The organism is Saccharothrix luteola (assembly GCF_020859565.1).
Taxonomy (GTDB): Bacteria; Actinomycetota; Actinomycetes; order Mycobacteriales; family Pseudonocardiaceae; genus Actinosynnema; species Actinosynnema luteola.
Genome location: NZ_JAJHUO010000003.1, coordinates 394,615 through 414,847 on the forward strand (window position 1 = coordinate 394,615; position 20,233 = coordinate 414,847).

The window sequence follows — 20,233 nt, forward strand, 5'->3', positions numbered from 1 at the left end:
CGAATGCGCCTACTGTTGAGGGATGCAGCGGCGGATCTTCGGCATTGAGACTGAGTTCGGGGTGACCTGCACCTTCCACGGGCAGCGCAGGCTGTCCCCGGATGAGGTCGCGCGTTATCTGTTCCGCCGGGTCGTCTCGTGGGGACGCTCGTCGAACGTCTTCCTGCGCAACGGCTCTCGGCTCTACCTGGACGTGGGCTCGCACCCCGAGTACGCGACGGCGGAATGCGACGACCTCGCCCAGCTCGTCACGCATGACAAGGCTGGTGAGCGGATCCTCGAAGACCTGCTCGTCGACGCCGAGCGCAGGCTCGCCGACGAGGGCATCGGGGGAGACATCTTCCTGTTCAAGAACAACACCGACTCCGCGGGCAACTCCTACGGTTGCCACGAGAACTACCTGGTCGCGCGGGCGGGGGAGTTCTCCCGCATCGCCGACGTCCTGCTGCCGTTCCTGGTGACCAGGCAGCTCATCTGCGGCGCGGGCAAGGTGCTCCAGACGCCGCGCGGAGCGGTCTACTGCCTCTCGCAGCGGGCCGAGCACATCTGGGAGGGCGTGTCCAGCGCCACCACCCGGTCCCGCCCGATCATCAACACCCGCGACGAGCCGCACGCCGACGCCGAGCGCTACCGCAGGCTCCACGTCATCGTCGGCGACTCGAACATGTCCGAGGTGACCACGCTGCTCAAGGTGGGCAGCGCCAACCTGGTGCTCGAGATGATCGAGCAGGGCGTCCAGTTCCGCGACTTCAGCCTGGACAACCCGATCCGCGCGATCCGCGAGATCAGCCACGACCTGACCGGCAGGCGCACCGTGCGGCTGGCGGGCGGCAAGGAGGCCTCGGCGCTGGACATCCAGCGCGAGTACTACGAGCGCGCGGTGGAGCACGTGGCCAAGCGCGCGCCGGACCCCATGGCCGAGCGGGTGCTGGAGCTGTGGGGCCGCACGTTGGACGCGGTCGCGTCGGAGGACCTGTCCAAGATCGACCGCGAGATCGACTGGGCCATCAAGTACCGGCTGATGGAGCGCTACCAGGCCAAGCACGACATGGACCTGTCCAACCCGCGCATCGCCCAGCTCGACCTCGCCTACCACGACATCCGGCGCGGCCGGGGCATCTTCGACCTGCTCCAGCGCAAGGACCAGGTGGAGCGGGTGACCGACGACGGCGAGATCGAGGCCGCCAAGGACACCCCGCCGCAGACCACGCGGGCCAAGCTGCGCGGTGACTTCATCGCCGCCGCGCAGGCCGCGGGCCGCGACTTCACCGTCGACTGGGTGCACCTGAAGCTCAACGACCAGGCGCAGCGCACCGTGCTGTGCAAGGACCCGTTCCGCGCCGTGGACGAGCGCGTGGAGCGGCTGATCTCCTCGCTCTAGCCGGGCGGGGCACGACGGGACGACCCCGGGCCCACGTGGTCCGGGGTCTCTCTCGGCCCCATTGACAAAACAGATTTTTACGTACAACATGATTTTTGCGATGAGAGACGTCCTGTACCTGGAGCAGATCGAGCAGGCCGAGGCACTGCTCAAGCCGCAGCGCATCGAGGTGCTGCGGCAACTGGCCGAGCCGCGGTCGTGCACCGAGGTGGCCGCGGCGCTCGACCAGACCCCGCAGCGGGTCTACTACCACGTGAAACGCCTGGTCGAAGCCGGTCTCGTGACGCAGGTGGCCGAGCGGCGCGTGCGCGGCATCAACGAAGGCGTGTACCAGGCGAGCGCGCGCTCGTACTGGCTGTCGCCGGGCCTGGTCGGCCGGCTCGGGCTGCGCCGCGCGCAGGACGAGCTCAGCCTGGGCTACCTGCTGGACCTCGTGGAACAGGTCCAGGCGGACATCGCGGGCCTGGACCGGACCCGGCCCGAGTTGCCGTCGCTCGGCGTGTCGGGCGAGATCCGGGTGCGGCCCGACCAGCGGCAGCAGTTCTTCGACGACCTGAAGACGACCTTGCAGGACCTGTTCGCCCGCTACGGCGGCGCGGAGGGCGACGCCTTCCGGCTGGCCGTGGCGTGCTACCCGAAGGAGGAGGAGACCGATGAGTGAGACCGTGGTCCTTCGTGCCCGCACCACCGCGCCCGCGGACCGGGTGCGCCGGGCCGTGACCGACGCCGGCGAGCTGGGCACGTGGCTGGCCGAGCACGCGGCCGTCGACCTGCCCGACCGGTTCGAGTTCTGGGGCCGCACGACCCCCGAGGGCGACGCGCCGCACCAGACGTTGCGGCACGTGGACGAGAACTCGCTGCGGTTCGACTGGAGGGTCGGCGGCGAGGACACCACCGTCGAGATCGGCTGGGCCGAGCAGGACGGCGACACCGTGGTCACGCTGTCGCAGAGCCACTTCCCGGGCTGGGACGTGGCGGTCGTGGAGACCAGCGTGCTCGGCTACCTCTACACCTACTGGTGCCTGTCGCTGGCGAACCTGGTCGACCACGTCGAAGGCCGCCCCCTGACGCCGAAGGTGGACTTCGCCACCACGGAGATGCGCGGCGAGGTGCTCATCGGGGCGCCGGTCGACGCGGTGGCCCACTCGCTGGTCGACGCCGAGGAGTACTCCCGGTGGTTCGGCGCGAAGATCGACATCGAGGCGTGGGAGGGCGGCCGGGTCGCCATGGGCGGCTTCGAGGTGAACCCGCAGCCCGCGAAGGTGGTCGACTTCGAGCCCGGCAGGCGGATGGGCATCGACTGGGGCGGCATGGTGTCCAGCTGGGAGCTGGCCGAATCCGACGGCGGCACGCGGCTGACGTTCGTGCAGAGCGGGTTCGACACCGGCCAACCGCCGTACGGCGCGTGGGCGGGCTGGCTGTCGGGCGTGGCGGAGCTGCGCCGGTTCCACGAGCTGGCCGACTGGCGCCCGATCTGGCTGCAGCCGGACGTGCCCGGCCTGCCCGAGGGCATGCTCACGGAGAGCTGAGGCGGATCAGCTTCAGCTCGACGGCGGTCCGCACGGCCGCCGTCCTGGTGTCCACGCCGAGCTTGTCGAAGATCCGCACCAGGTGCGTCTTCACCGTCGCCTCGCTGATGAACAGCGCCTTGGCGATCTCGCGGTTCGACAGGCCGCGGGCGAGGTGGTCGAGGATCTGCACCTCGCGCTTGGTGACGGCCGGGGTGGTCGCGGGCCGCAGCAGGCGGCGGGCGATGTCGGGGGACAGCACGGTGCGGCCCGTGGAGGCCTGGCGGACCGCGGCGGCCAGCTCGTCGGGCGGGCAGTCCTTGAGCAGGTAGCCGGTCGCGCCCGCCTCGACCGCGCGCACCACGTCCGCGTCCGAGTCGTACGTGGTCAGCACCACGACCTGCGGCGGGTCGGGCAGGGCGCGCAGGCGCCGGGTGGCCTCCACGCCGTCGATGCCCGCGCCGAGCCGCAGGTCCATCAGCACCACGTCCACGGCCCTGGTCGCGGCGAGGCGGACCGCGTCCTCGCCCGTGGCGGCCTCGGCGACCACCTCGAAGTCGCGGGCCAGCAGCCCGGCCAGGCCGAACCGGACCACCGGGTGGTCGTCCACCACCAGCACCCGCAACGGCCCCGTCACGGCGTCGGCACGCTCACGGCCAGCGCCGTGCCCTCGCCCGGCGCGCTCTCCACCGTCATCGTGCCGCCGAGCTCGGCGACCCGGTCGCGGATCGCGTCGAGCCCGTAGCCGCGGCCCGGTTCGGGCCCGATCGCGGCCGGGTCGAACCCGCGGCCGTCGTCGCGCACGTCGAGCGTCACCGCGTCACCCAGGTACGTCAGCGTGAGGACGGCGGTGGTGGCGTCGGCGTGCTCGCGGACGTTGGCCAGCGCGCCCTGCGCGACCCGCAGCAGCGCCACCTCCACCGGCACCGGCAGCGGGTACGGCTCGCCCTCCACCTCGACCCGGTCGCACAGGGCGCGCAGCGCGTCGGTCAGCGTGCGGCCGCTCAACGGCGAGAGGTCGCGGACGAACCGGCGCGCCTCGGCGAGGTTCTCCTTGGCCACCTCGCGGGCGCGGTCGGTGTCGCCGAGCTCGAGGAGCAGCGTGATGCTGGACAGGCCCTGCGCCAGCGTGTCGTGGATCTCCCGGGCCAGCCGCTGCCGTTCCTGCAGGACACCGGCCTGGTGCAGCAGGCGGCGGCGGTCGAAGAACACGGCGGCGGTGATCACCGCGACGCCGACCGGGCCCAGCACCAGGCTCGGCTCGACCGTCTCGGCCAACCGCACCTGCGCGAGCACCACCGCGGCCGTCAGCACGGCGGCCAGCGGCACCGCGACCCGCGGGCGCAGCTGCCGCAGGCACTGGAAGAACAGCGGGATCGCGCACCAGCCGAAGCTCGGCGCCAACCACACCACCACCAGCCACAACGCCAGCACGGCCGGCAGCGCGCCCGTCCACCGCACCCCGAACGGGTAGGCCGCGCCCAGCACGGCGGCGGTGAGCAGCACGGCGGGCGCGACGCCGTGGTACGCGACGTACCGCGCCGCCGACGCCGTCAACAGCACGTAGAAGCCCGCGTGCATCGCCCGGTGCAGCCACACGGGGCTGACCCTAAGCCAGGTTCCGGCCCGCCGGGTCAACCGATGGGTTGAACGGGTGTCGACCGGAACCACCAGGTCGTGGCGGTCGGGAGTGGCGAGGCTCGACCACGACACGAACCGGATGAGGAGGGTGTGGCGATGCGCAAGACCACGATCGCGGTGCTGGTGGCGTTGTCCGTGGCGGGCGCCGGCGGGTACGCGGTGGCCGACCAGCAGCACGGGCGCAGCGGCGTCGCGGTGCGGACCACGACGACCATCACGGTCGACGCGGCCGTCCAGGCGGCACAGGCGGCCTTGGACGCCGCCGAGAAGGAGGGGCAGCGCGTCACGGTCGCCGTCGTCGACCGGGGCGGTGACGTGGTCGTGCTCCTGCACGGTGACGGCGCCGGGCCGCAGAGCGAGGAGTCGGCCCGCCGGAAGGCGTTCACGGCGGTGTCGTTCAACGCGCCGACCTCGGTGCTGGCGGGCCGCGTGACCGGCGCCGGCGCGACGTTGCGCGACATCCCCGGCACGCTGTTCCTGGCCGGCGGCGTGCCCGTGGTGTCGGACGGCGCGCCCGTCGCGGGCATCGGGGTCGGCGGCGCGCCCAGCGGCGACCTGGACGAGCGCTTCGCCCGCGCGGGCCTCGACGCGATCGGCGGCTGACCGGACCCGGACCTGCGCGGACGGGGTGCTCCCTGGGCGGAACGGGGCCCGGGGAGCACCCCGCCGGGCCCCGGCGACCGGCCCGGCAATCGGCTGAATGGTCCATTCACCCGCGTTCAAGGCGGGGATGGCGTCACCGGGCGTTCGTCCGGGGTTAGGGTTCCGGTGTGGCCATCGCACGTGCCGAACGGCTCGTCAACCTGGTGCTGTGCCTGCTGTCGACCCGGCAGTACCTGACCGCCGAGCGCATCCGCGCCATCGTCCCCGGCTATGCCGACGCCGCGACGGACGAGGCGTTCTTCCGCATGTTCGAACGCGACAAGACCGAGCTGCGCGACCTCGGCGTGCCGCTGGAGACCGGCCGCAGCACGGGCTTCGACGCGATCGACGGGTACCGCATCGCCCGCCGGGACTACGAGCTCGGCGACATCGACCTGGAACCGGACGAGGCCGCCGCCGTGGCGCTGGCCGCCCGGCTCTGGGACTCGCCGCAGTTCACCGGCGCCGCGCACGGCGCCCTCATCAAGCTCCGCGCCGCGGGCGTCGACGTCGACCAGGACGTGCACGTGCCGGTCGAGCCGAAGGTCCGCACCAGCGAACCCGCGTTCCCGCCGCTGCTCGCGGCGGTGCAGGAAGGGCGAGTGGTCGAGTTCGACTACCGCCGCCCGGTGCCGGTCGAGGTGCGCACCCGCACCGTCGAGCCGTGGGGCGTGGTCGCCTGGCGCGGCCGGTGGTACCTCGTCGGGCACGACCGCGACCGCGACGCGCCGCGCTGCTTCCGGCTCTCCCGCATCGTCGGCGACGTCCGCGCGGTCGGCAAGGCGGGCGCCGTGCGGCGGCCCGACCAGTTCGACCTGCTGTCGTTCGTGGTCCGCAACCAGCCCGCCGCCGACCAGCAGCCCGCCACCGCCAAGCTGTGGGTGGCGCGCGGCCGGGCGCAGGGCGTGCGCCGGCGGGCGAAGGTCGTCGGCGCGCGGGACTTCGACGGCGAGCCCGGCGACGTGCTGGAGATCGAGCTGAGGTTCCCCGACTCGGCCGCCGGGTGGATCGCGGGCTTCGGCCCCGACGTGGTGGTGCTGGAACCGGAAGTGCTGGCCAAGACCGTGCGGGAGAAGCTGCTCGGCGCGCTGCGCGGCGCGGGGGTGCGCGCGTGAACGCCGCCACCGACCGGCTGCCCCGGCTGCTCGCCCTCGTGCCCTACCTGCTGGCCCGGCCCGGCATCCCGATCGACGAGGTCGCCGCCGACTTCGAGGTCACGCCCAAGCAGATCCGCAAGGACCTCGAACTGCTGTGGATGTGCGGCCTGCCCGGCTACGGCCCGGGCGACCTGATCGACCTGTCGTTCGAGGGCGAGACGGTCACCGTCACCTTCGACGCGGGCATGAGTCGCCCGTTGCGGCTGACCGCCGCCGAGGCGACGTCGCTGCTGGTGGCGCTGCGCGCGCTGGTCGAGACGCCGGGCGTGGCCGACCAGGACGCCGTGCAGCGCGCGGTGGCCAAGATCGAGGCCGCCGTCGGCCAGGCGCAGCCCGCCGGCGTGGCCGTGGGACTGGCCCTGCGGGAAGCGCCGGAGACGGCTCGCGTGCGCGACGCGGTGTCGGACGGCGTGCGCCGCGGTCGCGCCCTGCACCTGCGCTACTACACGCCGTCACGCGACGAGATCACCGCGCGGGTCGTGGACCCGATGCGGATGCTGCTCGTGGAAGGCCGCAGCTACCTGGAGGCCTGGTGCCGCGCGGCGGACGGCGTGCGGCTGTTCCGCCTCGACCGGATCGACGCCGTCGACGTGCTGGACGAGCCCGCCGCCCCGCCGCCGCACGCCACGCCCACCGACACGTCGGAGGGGTTGTTCCAACCGGACCCGTCGCAGCGCACGGCCGTGCTGGTGCTCGAACCGGACGCCCGCTGGGTCGCCGAGTACTACCCGACCGACGGCCTGGTCGAGTTGCCCGAGGGCCGCGCCAGGGTGCTCATGCGGTACGCCGACACGGCCTGGATGGTGCGGCTGCTGCTCGGGTTGGGCGGCGAAGCGCACGTGGAGCAGCCACCCGACCTGGTGGCCGAGGTCGCCCGACAGGCCGAGGCGGCGTTGCGCCGGGCGGATCACCTCCCGGCAACCTAGGGCAAGTACGGTGGTGCCGTGCCGTACTTGCCGAGCCTGGTGCTGATCGTCCTCGGGGTGGTCGTGCTCGTCCCGTTCGCGGTTCGAGCCCTCCGATCCTTGCGTCGCTTCCGCGCCGCAAGCACTCTGGTGGGTGACAGGGTCGGCGATGGCGTCGGTCTGCTGCGGGCGCGCTCAGCCGCGCTCCAGGTGGCCCTCGCCGAACGGCGTCCGGATCACGCCCGCGAGGGCAAGCCCCGCGTACCATCGGTGGACCGGGGGAGACAGGAGGACAACCGTGCCTAGCCTCGGACCAACCGAACTGATCATCATCGCCGTGGTGATCATCCTGCTGTTCGGCGCCAAGAAGCTGCCCGACATGGCCCGCTCGATCGGCCGTTCGGCGAAGATCCTCAAGGCCGAGACCAAGGGTCTGCGCAGCGAGGACGAGCCGCAGCAGCAGCCGGGCACGACGACGGCGCAGCAGGTGCCCGCGCCGCAGCAGCTGCCGCCCGCGCAGCCGCAGGTGGCCCAGCAGCCGGTCGCGCAGCCCCAGCAGGTCGCCCAGCCCGTGGCGCAGCCGCAGGTGGCGCAGCCGATCGAGCAGTCCGCGCAGAACCTGCAGAACAAGCAGAACACCAACTAGAGCCGCGTCAACGAGAGCCGAAGGACGGTCCGCACGGTGGGGGCAAGTCCGGTCCGGTGGTGGGCCCAGCGCCGGGAGCGCCGCAAGATCACGAGTCGTCGGTCGAACCCCGACGGCACCATGTCGCTGAAGCACCACCTCTACGACCTCCGGCACCGGCTGGGGTTGGCGCTGCTGTTCATCGCGTGCGGCGCGATCTTCGGCTTCATCTGGTGGAGCTGGCGGCCCTTCGGGCTGCCCAGCCTCGGCGACATCGTCATCGAGCCCTACTGCGGCATCCCGGAGACCCAGCGGCTGACCCAGACGGGTCAGGGCTGCCAGCTGCTGCAGACCAAGCCGTTCGAAGTGTTCATGATCCGGTTGAAGGTCGGCGCGGGCGCCGGCATGGCGCTGACCGCGCCGCTGTGGCTCTACCAGGTGTGGCGGTTCATCTCACCGGGCCTGTACGCCAAGGAGCGGCGCTTCGCCGTCGTCTTCGTGGCGTGCGCTTCGGTGCTGTTCGTCGCGGGCGCCACCCTGGCGTTCTACGTCGTGCCGCAGGGCCTGGCGGTGCTGGTCGGCTTCGGTGACGAGCAGTTCATCACCGCCCTCACCGCCGGCGAGTACGTCAGCTTCGTCATGACGCTGCTGCTGATCTTCGGCGTGAGCTTCGAGCTGCCGCTGATCGTGGTGATGCTCAACCAGGTCGGCGTGGTCAGCTACGCGAAGCTGCACAAGTGGCGGCGCGGCATCGTGTTCGGCCTGTTCGTCTTCGCCGCCATCGCCACACCGGGCACCGACCCGATCTCCATGGTCGCGCTGGCCGTGGCGCTCGTGCTGCTGTTCGAGCTGGCGATCCAGATCGCCAGGGTGCACGACCGGCGGGTCGAGCGCAGGCGCAAGGCCGAGGGGCTGGACGACATCGCGGACGACGAGGCCGCCCCGTTCGACTACACGCCGTCGGCGGTCGAGGAAGCGTCACCCGAACCGGTGCCCACACCCGATCCGGTGGCGGAATCGCCCGGCAAGGTTCGCTACGACGACGTGACCTGATCACTCGATCCGGTGAACGCTTTGTAGGCTGCCGGACCATGTCGACGTCAACGCGGGCGGCCCTGCTGGTGTGCCCCACCTCGGGCAAGGGCAGGGCCGCGCGCATGGCCGGCACCGTCGCGGAACGGCTGCGCGGCGTGGTCGACCGACTGGACCTGCACGTGGCGGCCAGCGCCGAGGGCACGGCGGAGGCCGCGCGCCGGGCGGTGGCCGACGGCGTGGACGTGCTCGTGGTCCTCGGCGGCGACGGCGGCGCGCACCTGGCCGTCCAGGCGTGCGCGCAATCCTCGACGGCATTGGCCGTGGTGCCCGCCGGCACCGGGAACGACCTGGCCACCGCCCTCGGCACCACCTCGGTGGACGACGTGGTGACCGCGTTGCGCGAGGGCCACCGCGCCCGGTTCGACCTCGGGCGCGTGGAGCACGGCCCCTGGTTCGCCACCGTGCTGTGCGCGGGCTTCGACTCGGCGGTCAACGAGCGCGCGAACGCGATGCGCTGGCCCGCCGGACCGCGCCGCTACGACCTGGCGATCCTCGCCGAGCTCGCGGCCCTGCGGCCCCGGCGGCTGGTGGTCGAGACCGAGGACGAGGTGCTGGAACTGGACGCGCTGCTGGTCGCGGTCGGGAACACGACCAGCTACGGCGGCGGCATCCCGGTGTGCCCGGACGCCTCCACGACCGACGGCCTGTTCGACCTGACCGTGGTGCGGGCCACGCCGCGGCGGACCCTGCTGCGGATGCTGCCCACGCTGCGCACCGGCCGGCACGTGGACCACCCGGCCGTGCGCACGCTGCGGGCCCGTTCCGCACGGCTGTCCGGGCCGCCCTGGGTGGCCTACGCCGACGGCGAGCGGCTCAGCGGCGTGCCGCTGACGACGACGTGCGTCCCGGGCGCGCTCATCGCCGTCACCGGTGCCGGCTGATCACGTCGCGCTTGCGCCACGAGGCGTGCGCCTCCGCCGTGCCCCGGTCGAACAGCCAGCCGGCGACGGTCAGCACCCCGCCCGCCGCGTCCAACGGCGTGTCGTGCGCCGACTCGACCGTCTCGATCTCGTGCCTGCCGCAGTCCCGGATCGCGTCGCAGCGGACCGAGATCTCGCCCTCCACCTGCCACGGCGGAGGCGGTCTCAGCACGTTGCGGTGCGGGTCGCGGGGCAGCGAGACGTGCACGAGGAAGGCCACCTCCTCGAACTCCGCGAGCGCCGACAGCCCCGCGTAGGGCGCACCCGGCAGGTGGTCGAACACCAGCCCGGCGCCCGGTCTGCCGAGGTGGTCGGCCAGCCGCTCGATCCGCGCCTGGGCCAGCCTCAGCACGGCGAGCACCGGGTCGACCTCGACCAGGTCGGGGAACACCCACCTGAGGTCGCCCTCCGCCAACGGGATCGCTTGCACGGCTACCGAGTGTGCACCATGGTCCACCTCCATAGTCTTTATAGCTTCAGTGTTGACTGAAAGATGAATCATGGGGCTCGTCGCGACGGTGTTCCGGGTTCCGCTGCGGATCTGAAGCGATTTTGTCGGTCCCGTATGACAGCCTGGACACGTGTCAAGCACTCCGCGGTCTCCAGCCGACTCGTACGCGGACTTCCGCCGCCGCTCCTCCCGGCCCAAGCTGGCCGACTTCCTGGGGGTCATCTCCTTCGAACTCGACCCGTTCCAGGAACGCGCCTGCGAGGCGCTGGAAGACGGGCACGGCGTGCTGGTCTGCGCCCCGACCGGCGCCGGCAAGACGGTCGTCGGCGAGTTCGCCGTGCACCTGGCCCTGTCCGAGGGCCGCAAGTGCTTCTACACGACGCCGATCAAGGCCCTGTCGAACCAGAAGTACGCCGACCTGGTCGCCCGCTACGGCGCCGCCAAGGTCGGCCTGCTCACCGGCGACACGTCGGTCAACGGCGACGCGCCGATCGTCGTGATGACCACCGAGGTCCTGCGCAACATGCTGTACGCGGGCTCCTCCACCCTGAAGACGCTCGCCTACGTGGTCATGGACGAGATCCACTACCTGGCCGACCGGTTCCGCGGCCCCGTGTGGGAGGAAGTGATCCTGCACCTGCCCGAATCGGTGCGGCTCGTCGGCCTGTCCGCCACGGTCAGCAACGCCGAGGAGTTCGGCGAGTGGCTGGTCGAGGTGCGCGGCGACACCACCGTCGTCGTCGACGAGCACCGGCCGGTGCCGCTGTGGCAGCACATGATGGCGGGCGGCCGGATGATGGACCTGTTCGCCGGCGAGGGCCCCGACGGGCACACCCGCATCAACCCGCAGCTGCTGCGGCACACCGACGACCTGTCCCGCTTCCACGTGCCGTGGAGCCGCAACCGCAACAACAAGGACCAGCGGGGCCGCCCGCCGCGCGGCTCCGGGTTCAAGCCGCCGTCCCGGGTCGACATCGTGCAGCGGCTCGACGGCGCGGGCCTGCTGCCCGCCATCGACTTCGTGTTCAGCCGGGCGGGCTGCGACGCCGCCGTGCTCCAGTGCGTGCGGGCCGGGCTGCGGCTCAACTCCACCGACGAGGTCGAGCAGATCCGCGAGGTCATCGAGGAGAAGACCAAGGACCTGCCCCAGGGCGACCTGATGGTGCTGGGCTACTGGGAGTGGCGCGAGGCGCTCGAACGCGGCATCGCCAGCCACCACGCCGGCCTGCTGCCCGCGTTCAAGGAGACCGTGGAGGAGCTGTTCGTCCGCGGCCTGGTGAAGGTCGTGTTCGCCACCGAGACGCTGGCGCTCGGCATCAACATGCCCGCGCGCACCGTCGTGCTGGAGAAGCTCGTCAAGTACAACGGCGAAGCGCACGTCGACCTCACGCCCGGTGAGTACACGCAGCTCACCGGCCGTGCGGGGCGGCGCGGCATCGACGTCGAGGGCCACGCGGTGGTCGTGTGGCAGCCCGGCGTCGACCCGAAGGCCGTCGGCGGCCTGGCGTCCACCCGCACGTACCCGCTGCGGTCGTCGTTCCGCCCCGGCTACAACATGGCCGTCAACCTGGTGAACCAGCTCGGCGCGGCGGCGGCCCGGGAGATCCTGGAGCAGTCGTTCGCCCAGTTCCAGGCCGACCGGTCGGTGGTCGGGCTGGCCCGGCGGATCGAGCGCAACCGCGAGGCGCTCGGCGGGTACGCCGAGGCGATGACGTGCCACCTCGGCGACTTCACCGAGTACGCGTCGCTGCGCCGCCGGGTCGCCGAGCGGGAGAAGGCGTTGGCGCGCCAGAACACCTCCGCGAAGCGGGCCGAGGCGGCGCAGTCGCTGGAGCGGCTGCGCAAGGGCGACGTGATCGCGGTGCCGTCCGGGCGGCGGTCCGGGCTGGCCGTCGTGATCGACCCGGGGCTGGAGCCGCTCGGCGAGGCGCGGCCGTTCGTGGTGACCGAGGACCGGTGGGCCGGTCGGCTGTCGTCGGCCGACTTCCCCCTGCCGGTGGAGGTGCTGGGCAAGATGCGGCTGCCCAAGCAGGTCGACACGCGGTCTCCGAAGTCGCGGCGCGACCTGGCGGCGTCGTTGCGCGCCACCGGGATCGTCGCGCCGGCCATGCGGAAGCGCCGTTCGACGGCGGACGACGACGCGGAACTGGCCACGCTGCGGCGGGCGTTGCGCGCGCACCCGTGCCACGGCTGCGAGAAGCGCGAGGAGCACGCCCGCTGGGGCGAGCGGTACCACCGGCTGCTGGCCGAGACCGAGCAGGTGGAGCGCAAGGTCGCGGCCACCACGCACTCGTTGGCGCGCGAGTTCGACCGCATCCGCGGCCTGCTGCGCGAACGCGGCTACCTGCACGCGGAGGAGAACGGGCCCGGCGAGGAGGTCACCGAGCACGGCAAGCGGCTGACCAGGCTCTACAGCGAGTCCGACCTGCTGGCCGCGGAATGCCTGCGGCACGGCGTGTGGCGTGACCTCGACCCGGCGGAACTCGCCGCGGTCGTGTCGGCGCTGGTGTACGAGGCGCGCCGGGACGGTCCGCTGGAAGCCCGGCTGCCGCCGGGCAAGGTGGCGGACGCGTTGACCGCGACCGCGCGGCTGTGGGCTGAGCTGGAGGACGACGAGCGCAGGCACCGGCTCGACCGGACCCGGCAGCCCGACCCGGGGTTCGCGTGGGCGGTGTACCGGTGGGCGCGCGGCGAGTCGTTGGAGAAGGTGCTGTCCGCGGCGGAGGAGAACGGCGCCGAGCTCGGCGCGGGGGACTTCGTGCGGTGGTGCCGGCAGGTGATCGACTTCCTGGACCAGATCCGGGACGTCGTCGGCGGCGGTGATCCGGTGGGCGCCGCCGCGCGCAAGGCGGTGGACGCGTTGCGCCGCGGGGTGGTGGCGATGGCCACCGTTTGACAAAGCTTTGCGGGGCGGGTGGGTACCGTGCGGGTGGCTGTGGTTTGATCGCGCCCGCAAGCCTTGAACAGCTTGTCCAGATCGTTTGCAGACCGACCTTGTCCAGACCGACCGTCGGAGGCCGAGCATGACCAGTCCGTACGGACCGTCCGGAGGGAACGACCCGCAGCCGCAGTGGGGCCAGCAGCAACAGCCCTACGGTGGTGGGTACCCGGGCACGCCGTCGGGTGGTTTCCCCGCTCAGCAGCCCAATCCCTACGGGCAGCCGGATCCCTCGCAGCAGCAGCAGCAGCAGTGGGGGCAGCAGCCGGGCCAGCAGCCGTACACGCAGCAGTACCCCGCCGGGTACGACCCGAACAACCCGCAGTCGAACCCGTACGGGCAGCCGCAGCAGGGTCAGTACGGGCAGCCCGGCCAGTTCGGGCAGCCGGGTCAGCCCGGCCAGTTCGGGCAGCAGCCTGGTCAGTTCGGTCAGCCGGGGCAGTACGGCCAGCAGCCGCCGAAGAAGTCCGGCGCCGTGCTGTGGGTCGTGGTGGCGCTGGTCGTGCTGGTGGTCGCGGCCGTCGGCATCACCGGTTTCGTCGCGCCGGGGTTCTTCAACACCAAGGTGTTCGACCAGACGGCCGTGCAGAACGGTGTCGTCGGCGTGCTGAAGGACGACTACAAGATCTCCGACGTGGAGAACGCGACCTGCCCGGCCGAGCAGGAGGTCAAGCCGAACACGACCTTCGAGTGCAAGGTGAAGGTCGGCGGCAAGGACAAGACGGTCAAGATCACCGTGAAGACCGAGGACGGCGAGTACGAGGTCGGCCAGCCCGCCGGCTGATCTCCTGGTCCGTGCCCCGAGGCCACTCCCGCATCTCGACGCGGGGGTGGCCTCGTGGTTTTCGCGCTGCTCGTTCTCGCGGGGTGGTGGTCGCGGGGTGAAACTCGTTAGCGATGCGAGCGACCTCTACGGCACCATTCGGAGGTGACCGATTACGACATCCGCCTGCTGGACGACTCCGAGTACCGGACCGCGCACACCCTGTTCCGCGGCACGCTGCACCACGGGCCGGCGCCCGACGAGCAGTGGAAGTTCGCGCGGGAGACGTACGACGAGGGGCGTGTGTTCGGGGCGTTCGGCGGCGGGGAGATGATCGGCACGCTCCAGTCGTTCCCGTCGCGGCTGGCCGTGCCGGGCGGGGCCGTGGTGCCGCACGCCGCCGTGAGCCGGGTCGGGGTGCGGGCGGACTGGACGCGCCGCGGTGTGCTGAGCGCGTTGCAGCGGGCGCAGTTGCGGGCGCTGCGGTCGGGTGGCGACGTGTTCGCCTCGCTGCGCGCGTCGGAGACCGCCATCTACGGCCGGTACGGCTACGGCGTCGCCACCAGGTACCGGTCCCTGCGCATCGACCGGCGCAAGGCCGCCCCTCGCACGCGTCCCGTCGGTCGGGTGCGGTTGGTCGAGGGCGAGGCGGGGGAGCGGATCGCGCACCGGCTGTTCGCCGAGCTGTCGCCGGGGCGTGCGGGCACGATCTCCCGGTGGCCCGCGTGGTGGAGCCTGAACGTCCGGCGCGTGGCGGCCGAGGAGAACATCAAGATCGCGGTGCGCTCGGGCGCGTCCGGTGACGACGACGGCTACGTGGCGTTCAAGGTCGCGCCCGGCAGGCACGATTCGAGCGAGGAGAAGCCGACCACGCTGATGGTGCTGGACCTGTGGGCGCGCGACGCCGAGGCGTGGGCCGATCTGTGGCTGTTCGTGCTCGGCGTCGATCTGGTCGCGGAGGTGTCGGCTTTCGGCCGGCCGGTGGACGAGCCGGTGGAGTGGCTGCTGGGCGACCGGCGCGCGTGCCGGGTCACCGAGGAGACCGACGAGACGTGGCTGCGCCTGCTCGACGTCCCGACCGCCCTGTCGGCACGGGCGTACCGCCAGGCCGAGCCGGTGGTGATCGGGGTGCGCGACGCTTACTTGCCGGAGAACTCGGGCTCGTACCGCGTGGCGGCGGACGGTGTGACGCGGGTCGACGATGCGCCCGAGCTGGTGCTGGACGTGGACGTGCTCGGTTCGACCTACCTGGGTGACGTGTCGTTCACGACGCTCGCCGCCACGCGTCGGTTGGACGTCGTCGACCCCAGCGCCCTCGCACGCGCCGACGCGCTGTTCGAGGTCTCCACGCCACCGTGGAGCGGCACCTTCTTCTGATCTCGCCGAACCTGGCAGCCACAGGCGGACCGTCCGCGACCGGCAGCCACCGCCACTGGCCGCCACCTCCGCCAACCCGCGCCTCATGATCTGCCGGTGGCCGCACGCGGCTTCCACCAACGGCCGGTGGTCGGCCGGCGCGGCTCCCGGCTAGCGGCGGTGGCCGGCGCGGCTCCGGTTGGAACGGCTGGCGGCTGGTCGCAGGTGGCTGGCGCGGCTGGTTGCAGGTGGCTGGTGCGGCCGGCGGACGTGGCCGGTGTGGTTAACGGCCAGCGGCCGCGGCTGGTGCGGCTAGCGGCGCTCCAACGCGGTCAGCAGCCTCGGCAGCGAGCTGCCGAGGCCCCAACGCCGGGTCAGCTCGGCGACCCGGTCCGGGTCGGCGGGTGCCGCGGGCACGACGTCCGGGCGGTCCATGACGATCTTCGCGTCGGTCGCCACGTTGACCACGGTCGGCGCGACGGCGAGGTAGTCCTGGGCGTTGAGCAGGGCGGTGCGGGCGCGGGTGGTGAGTTTGCGGTCGCGGCCGTCGTGGACGGCGTCGAGGACGGCTTGCAGCGAACCGAACTCGCTGATCAGCTTCGCCGCCGTCTTCTCGCCGATGCCGGCCACGCCGGGCAGGCCGTCGGACGGGTCGCCGCGCAGCACGGCCATCCCGGCGTACGCGCGCCCGGCGTCCTGCACCGGCAGCGAGTACTTGGCGGCCAACTCCGCGGGACCGAGCAACTCGGCCTTCGCCCACCCGCGGCCGAGGTAGAGGACGCGCACCGGGGTCGGCTCGTCGCGCACGACCTGGAAGAGGTCGCGGTCGCCGGTGATCACTTCGACCGGGTCGACGGTCTCGCGGGCGGCGAGGGTGCCGATGACGTCGTCGGCCTCGTAGCCGTCCGCCTCGGCGGTCGCGATGCCCACCGCGTCCAGCACGTCGAGGATGATCGGGACCTGCGGGGTGAGGGTGTCGGGCACCTCTTCCTCGCCGTCGGCGGCGCCCTCGGCCACGCGGTGCGCCTTGTACGACGGGAGCGCGGCGACGCGGAACTCCGGGCGCCAGTCGGCGTCCAGGCAGGCGACCAGGCGGCTCGCCTTCCGGTCGGTGATGACCTTCGCGATCGTGTCGACGAACCCGCGCACCGCGTTCACCGGTGTGCCGTCCGGTGCGGTCATCGACTCGGGCAGCGCGTAGAACGCCCGGAAGTACAGGCTGGCGGCGTCCATCAGGACCAGCGGGTTGCTCACCCGGGACAGCTTGCCAGAGACCACCGACATCGGGGGCGGCTCGGGCGTCCCCTGTGGATAACTCGGCGACAGGTGGGTGGGGGGTTGGGCGTGTGGGGGTTGGGCATGGGGGTGGTTGCGGCGGGCCTCGTTGTTTCAACCGACGTTTTAGAGGGTCGGAAACGGCGTTATTGTTCGTCGGATTGTCAATGATCACCCGGTCGTGGAGGGGGTCGATGCGAAATCGCAGGTGGGCGGGGGTGCTGCCCCGATCGAGGGATAGGGCCCGTGGTCCCGTGGCTTGTGGCGTAGGACGGGCTCCGCACCACTAGGCTTCCCTGCATGTCGACCCATGTTGGGCCCGTCGACGTGGACGCCCTGCGCGCGCGCCTCGACCGGGCCGCCGCGGCCGCTGCCATCGCGGGCGTTGACGCGTTGCTCATCGCGCCCGGTTCGGACCTGCGGTACCTCATCGGGGCCGGCGGCACGTCGTTCGAGCGGTTGACCTGTCTCGTGGTGCCGGTCGGTGGTGTGCCGGTGCTGGTGGTGCCCAAGTTGGAGCACCCGGGCTACGCCGACATCCCCACCGACGAGCTCGGCGTGGACGTGGCCACGTGGGTCGACGGCGAGGACCCGTACGCCTTGGTCAAGAGGGCGTTGAAGGGAAATCGGACGGCCGTCTCCGACATGATGCCCGCGCTGCACGCGTTGCGGTTGCGGGACGCCGTCAGCGCCGACCAGGTGTTGGCCGGGCCGGTGTTGCGCGAGTTGCGGATGCGCAAGGACGACACCGAGGTGGCCGCGTTGCGCAAGGCGGGCGCGGCGATCGACCGGGTCCACGCGCGCATGGCCGAGTGGTTGCGCCCCGGCCGCACGGAGGCCGAGGTGGGCGCCGACATCGCCGCCGCGATCGTCGCCGAGGGGCACGTGGCGGCCGAGTTCGTCATCGTCGCCTCCGGCCCGAACGGCGCGTCCCCGCACCACGACCTGTCCGACCGCGTGATCGAGGCGGGCGACGTGGTGGTGGTCGACATCGGCGGGCCGGTGGCGGAGGGCTACAACTCCGACTCCACCCGCAACTACGTGCTCGGCGAGCCCCGAGACGCCGACGTGTGGCAGACCTACGCGGTCCTGCGGGCGGCGCAGCAGGCCGCCGTCGACGCGGTGCGGCCCGGTGTCACGTGCGAAGCGGTGGACGCCGCCGCGCGCGACATCATCTCCGACGCGGGCTTCGGCGAGTACTTCGTCCACCGCACGGGCCACGGCATCGGGCTGGACGTGCACGAGGACCCCTACATCGTCGGCGGCAACGACCTGCCGCTCGAGCCGGGCATGGCGTTCAGCGTCGAACCCGGCATCTACCTGCCCGGACGGTGGGGCGCGCGGATCGAGGACATCGTGATCGCCACCGCCGACGGCGTGGAGAGCGTCAACAACCGACCGCACGAGCTGGTGGTGCTGCCCACGTGACGAACCTGGAGCCGATCGACCGGGCGATCCTGCGCGAACTGGCCGCCGACGGCCGGTGCAGCTTCACCGACCTCGCCGAACGGGTCGGGCTGAGCGTGTCCGCCGTGCACCAGCGGGTGCGGCGGCTGGAGCAGCGCGGCGTGGTGCGCGGCTACGCGGCGCGGCTGGACGGCGACGAGGTCGGCCTGCCGCTGACCGCGTTCATCTCCCTGACCCCGATCGACCCGGCGGCTCCGGACGACTACCCGAAGCGGCTGGAGCACCTGCCGCAGATCGAGGCGTGCTACTCCGTCGCCGGCGACGCCTCCTACGTGCTGCGCGTGCGGGTGGCGTCGCCGCACGCGTTGGAGGAGCTGCTCAGGCAGATCCGCGAGGTGGCGAACGTGTCCACCCGCACCACGGTCGTGCTGTCCACGCCGTACGAGGACCGGCCGCCCGCGGTCTGATCAGAACAACCGCGCCCACGTGGTCGTGAAGCGGCGGAGCACGTCGCGGTCACGCCGGTCGGGCGCCACCGGCAGGAGGCGCTCGACCTCGTCGTCGGTGGCGGGCCGCACCGACAGCACGAACTCGCGCACGGCCTCGACGTCGGCCCTCTTCGTCACCACGGCGACCGCCTCCACCTCGCCGATCCGCCGCACGAACACGTGGTCCACCGGGTCCTGCCGGTACTCCGGCTCGGCCGTCCCGACAGTGGCGGGTCGCACCACGAGCCGCGGGAACGCGTGCAGCTCGCCGCCGTCGCCGGACGGGCTGTAGTCCAGGGTGGCCAGGCCGTCGGAGACGGTCAGCCGCGGGAACTGGTAGCCCTCGGGCGTGGCGATCAGCAGCACGCCGCCGGGCAGGTCGGCGTGCGCGATCCGGGACGCCGCGTCGTCGCCGGGCATCGTGGTGGGCAGCCAGGTGCCGAAGGCCACGGCGGCGACCGTCACCGCGCCGGCGACCAGCCGGACCACGACGCCGTGCGCCAGCATCGCCGCAACCAGCGCGAACGGCACGCCCAGCGCGGGCAGCGCGAGCCACGACGGCGGCTCGGCGGGTTCGCTCGACTCCAGCACCGCGTTGTAGAACACGGCGCCGACCAGCCCGAACACGGTCACCAGCGCCGCCCAGCCGAGCCGGGGCAGCGGCGTGGCCGTCAGCGGGCTGCCGCGGGAGGTGAACGTGCCGATCAGGTACGCCATCGCGAACGGGCCCGCCATGCCGATCACGACCAGCACGGCGCTCTGGACGAAGAACCCGACCAGCACCAGCCAGCCGACGAACGCCGCGGAGAACCCCATGACGAGCCACACCACGGCGATCTGCACGGGAACCCGGTAGTCGATCACGCGCACACGCTCTCGTGACCAGAGCGCGGCGGGCATCGGTGGATCTACTCAAACGCCTCGGCGGTGATCGCGTCGTACGCGGCCTGGACGCGGGCGAGCGCCTCGACGTCCACGGCGAGCTCGACGTCGTCGATGCGCGACACCGCGACCACGCCGATCGAGTTGGTCAGGAACGCGCCCCGGTAGCGGCCCACGTCGGCCAGCCGCACCACCTCGCGCCGCGACGGCAGCTCCCGTTCCAGCAGCTGCATGGTGATGCCGTGCAGCCACTCCGCCTGAGGCCACACCAAGTCGTCACCGTCGTCGTAGAACGCGATGTTGGCGATCGCGCCCTCCACCACCACGCCGTCGGCAGTGAGCAGCGCGTCGTCGTAGCCGGCCCGGACGGCGCGCCGGCCGTGGTGGAGCTGCCCGAAGCCACCGAGGTGCTTCACGTGCGGCAGCGGGCGCGTGTAGGCGACCGACATCAGGCGTTGTGGCGTCGGCGGGGGAGCGGCCGGTGGGCGCACCACGACCATCACCGACGGGGTGTCCATGCCGAACACGACGACCCGGACCGCCGCGTCACGGATGTCGTCGGCCAGCGCGTGCGAGATCAGGGCGCGGACGCGGTCTCGGTCCAACGGCGTGCCGTACAGCTCCCGGTTGGCCTGGTCGAGGCGGCGCAGGTGCAGGTCGAGGCCCTTGGCCCGCCGGTCGCGGACCTGCATGGCGGTGAAGTGCCCGTAGTTGGCCAGCACGCCCGGCACGAAGTGGTCGACGGTCGGCGGCTCGCCCTCGATCTCGATCCTCAGCACGGGGGTGACCGTAGCGTGGC

The 20,233-nt window shown here is 72.3% G+C and carries 21 protein-coding genes; 15 read left to right on the forward strand and 6 right to left on the reverse strand.

The genetic code is table 11. The annotated features are described in order from the left end of the window. Positions 1–22 precede the first annotated feature (22 nt). The 3 genes from pafA to LNK82_RS05235 all read left to right on the forward strand — a co-directional run bounded on the left by pafA (position 23) and on the right by LNK82_RS05235 (position 2,910). Positions 23–1,381 carry a Pup--protein ligase gene (pafA, locus tag LNK82_RS05225; protein ID WP_053716655.1) on the forward strand — a complete coding sequence of 453 codons (1,359 nt, stop codon included), beginning with the start codon at positions 23–25 and terminating at the stop codon, positions 1,379–1,381. Positions 1,382–1,481: 100 nt separating this feature from the next. Beyond that, positions 1,482–2,042, forward strand: a complete 561-nt coding sequence (locus tag LNK82_RS05230) for an ArsR/SmtB family transcription factor (protein ID WP_230565771.1) — start codon at positions 1,482–1,484, stop codon at positions 2,040–2,042. Continuing rightward, complete coding sequence (locus LNK82_RS05235) at positions 2,035–2,910, forward strand: SRPBCC domain-containing protein (protein WP_230565772.1); 876 nt, start codon at positions 2,035–2,037, stop codon at positions 2,908–2,910. Before LNK82_RS05230 ends, LNK82_RS05235 begins: the two co-directional genes overlap by 8 nt. Here LNK82_RS05235 and LNK82_RS05240 read toward each other — a convergent pair. Then, a complete protein-coding gene (locus tag LNK82_RS05240; RefSeq protein ID WP_230565773.1) occupies positions 2,897–3,526 on the reverse strand; it encodes a response regulator in 630 nt (209 codons plus the stop codon). The genes LNK82_RS05235 and LNK82_RS05240 overlap by 14 nt on opposite strands. Next, positions 3,523–4,488 carry a sensor histidine kinase gene (locus tag LNK82_RS05245; protein ID WP_230565774.1) on the reverse strand — a complete coding sequence of 322 codons (966 nt, stop codon included), beginning with the start codon at positions 4,486–4,488 and terminating at the stop codon, positions 3,523–3,525. Before LNK82_RS05245 ends, LNK82_RS05240 begins: the two co-directional genes overlap by 4 nt. A 138-nt stretch (positions 4,489–4,626) precedes the next feature. On the opposite strand from LNK82_RS05245, the gene LNK82_RS05250 reads away from it, so the two are divergent. The 7 genes from LNK82_RS05250 to LNK82_RS05280 all read left to right on the forward strand — a co-directional run bounded on the left by LNK82_RS05250 (position 4,627) and on the right by LNK82_RS05280 (position 9,835). Continuing rightward, entirely contained in the window at positions 4,627–5,133 is a 507-nt protein-coding gene (locus LNK82_RS05250) for a GlcG/HbpS family heme-binding protein (protein ID WP_230565775.1), read from the forward strand. A gap of 167 nt (positions 5,134–5,300) precedes the next feature. Beyond that, a complete protein-coding gene (locus tag LNK82_RS05255; RefSeq protein ID WP_230565776.1) occupies positions 5,301–6,287 on the forward strand; it encodes a helix-turn-helix transcriptional regulator in 987 nt (328 codons plus the stop codon). After that, positions 6,284–7,255, forward strand: coding sequence for a helix-turn-helix transcriptional regulator (locus tag LNK82_RS05260; protein WP_230565777.1), 972 nt, complete (start codon positions 6,284–6,286; stop codon positions 7,253–7,255). Before LNK82_RS05255 ends, LNK82_RS05260 begins: the two co-directional genes overlap by 4 nt. A gap of 18 nt (positions 7,256–7,273) precedes the next feature. Next, the gene (locus tag LNK82_RS05265) at positions 7,274–7,540 is read left to right on the forward strand and encodes a bacteriophage holin (protein WP_230565778.1); all 267 of its coding nucleotides are present in this window, start codon (positions 7,274–7,276) and stop codon (positions 7,538–7,540) included. Continuing rightward, positions 7,533–7,880, forward strand: coding sequence for a Sec-independent protein translocase subunit TatA (gene tatA, locus LNK82_RS05270; protein ID WP_230565779.1), 348 nt, complete (start codon positions 7,533–7,535; stop codon positions 7,878–7,880). Before LNK82_RS05265 ends, tatA begins: the two co-directional genes overlap by 8 nt. A 120-nt stretch (positions 7,881–8,000) precedes the next feature. After that, a complete protein-coding gene (gene tatC / locus LNK82_RS05275) occupies positions 8,001–8,912 on the forward strand; it encodes a twin-arginine translocase subunit TatC (RefSeq protein ID WP_230565836.1) in 912 nt (303 codons plus the stop codon). Between the two features lie 38 nt (positions 8,913–8,950). Then, positions 8,951–9,835 (forward strand): diacylglycerol/lipid kinase family protein, encoded by an 885-nt coding sequence (locus tag LNK82_RS05280; protein WP_230565780.1) that lies wholly within the window; start codon positions 8,951–8,953, stop codon positions 9,833–9,835. On the opposite strand, the gene LNK82_RS05285 is transcribed toward LNK82_RS05280, so the two are convergent. Next, the gene (locus LNK82_RS05285) at positions 9,819–10,304 is read right to left on the reverse strand and encodes a hypothetical protein (protein ID WP_230565781.1); all 486 of its coding nucleotides are present in this window, start codon (positions 10,302–10,304) and stop codon (positions 9,819–9,821) included. The two genes, LNK82_RS05280 and LNK82_RS05285, sit on opposite strands and share 17 nt — an antisense overlap. Before the next feature lie 151 nt (positions 10,305–10,455). On the opposite strand from LNK82_RS05285, the gene LNK82_RS05290 reads away from it, so the two are divergent. From LNK82_RS05290 to LNK82_RS05300, 3 genes are all read left to right on the forward strand, one after another. After that, positions 10,456–13,221: a DEAD/DEAH box helicase gene (locus tag LNK82_RS05290; RefSeq protein ID WP_230565782.1), complete on the forward strand. Its 2,766-nt coding sequence runs from the start codon at positions 10,456–10,458 to the stop codon at positions 13,219–13,221. A 127-nt stretch (positions 13,222–13,348) separates the two neighbouring features. Then, positions 13,349–14,047, forward strand: a complete 699-nt coding sequence (locus tag LNK82_RS05295; protein WP_230565783.1) for a DUF4333 domain-containing protein — start codon at positions 13,349–13,351, stop codon at positions 14,045–14,047. Between the two features lie 144 nt (positions 14,048–14,191). Beyond that, positions 14,192–15,403, forward strand: a complete 1,212-nt coding sequence (locus tag LNK82_RS05300) for a GNAT family N-acetyltransferase (RefSeq protein WP_230565784.1) — start codon at positions 14,192–14,194, stop codon at positions 15,401–15,403. A 291-nt stretch (positions 15,404–15,694) separates the two neighbouring features. Here the strand turns inward: LNK82_RS05300 and LNK82_RS05305 are convergent, their stop codons facing one another. Further along, positions 15,695–16,636, reverse strand: coding sequence for a 5'-3' exonuclease (locus LNK82_RS05305; RefSeq protein WP_230565785.1), 942 nt, complete (start codon positions 16,634–16,636; stop codon positions 15,695–15,697). 321 nt (positions 16,637–16,957) lie between these two features. Between LNK82_RS05305 and LNK82_RS05310 the strand changes: the two genes are divergently transcribed. After that, complete coding sequence (locus LNK82_RS05310) at positions 16,958–18,085, forward strand: M24 family metallopeptidase (protein WP_230565786.1); 1,128 nt, start codon at positions 16,958–16,960, stop codon at positions 18,083–18,085. After that, positions 18,082–18,531, forward strand: a complete 450-nt coding sequence (locus tag LNK82_RS05315; protein ID WP_197289421.1) for an Lrp/AsnC family transcriptional regulator — start codon at positions 18,082–18,084, stop codon at positions 18,529–18,531. Before LNK82_RS05310 ends, LNK82_RS05315 begins: the two co-directional genes overlap by 4 nt. Here LNK82_RS05315 and LNK82_RS05320 read toward each other — a convergent pair whose 3' ends face one another. Together LNK82_RS05320 and LNK82_RS05325 are read right to left on the reverse strand one after the other, a co-directional pair. Next, the gene (locus LNK82_RS05320) at positions 18,532–19,416 is read right to left on the reverse strand and encodes a hypothetical protein (RefSeq protein ID WP_230565787.1); all 885 of its coding nucleotides are present in this window, start codon (positions 19,414–19,416) and stop codon (positions 18,532–18,534) included. A 44-nt stretch (positions 19,417–19,460) separates the two neighbouring features. Beyond that, entirely contained in the window at positions 19,461–20,213 is a 753-nt protein-coding gene (locus tag LNK82_RS05325) for an aminotransferase class IV (RefSeq protein WP_230565788.1), read from the reverse strand. Between the last annotated feature and the right edge of the window lie 20 nt (positions 20,214–20,233).

Coding starts and splice junctions, on each gene's coding strand:
- LNK82_RS05310 (WP_230565786.1), top strand. CDS start 16,958: ATGTCGACCCATGTTGGGCCCGTCGACGTGGACGCCCTGCGCGCGCGC.
- tatC (WP_230565836.1), top strand. CDS start 8,001: ATGTCGCTGAAGCACCACCTCTACGACCTCCGGCACCGGCTGGGGTTG.
- LNK82_RS05280 (WP_230565780.1), top strand. CDS start 8,951: ATGTCGACGTCAACGCGGGCGGCCCTGCTGGTGTGCCCCACCTCGGGC.
- LNK82_RS05295 (WP_230565783.1), top strand. CDS start 13,349: ATGACCAGTCCGTACGGACCGTCCGGAGGGAACGACCCGCAGCCGCAG.
- LNK82_RS05230 (WP_230565771.1), top strand. CDS start 1,482: ATGAGAGACGTCCTGTACCTGGAGCAGATCGAGCAGGCCGAGGCACTG.
- pafA (WP_053716655.1), top strand. CDS start 23: ATGCAGCGGCGGATCTTCGGCATTGAGACTGAGTTCGGGGTGACCTGC.
- LNK82_RS05250 (WP_230565775.1), top strand. CDS start 4,627: ATGCGCAAGACCACGATCGCGGTGCTGGTGGCGTTGTCCGTGGCGGGC.
- LNK82_RS05235 (WP_230565772.1), top strand. CDS start 2,035: ATGAGTGAGACCGTGGTCCTTCGTGCCCGCACCACCGCGCCCGCGGAC.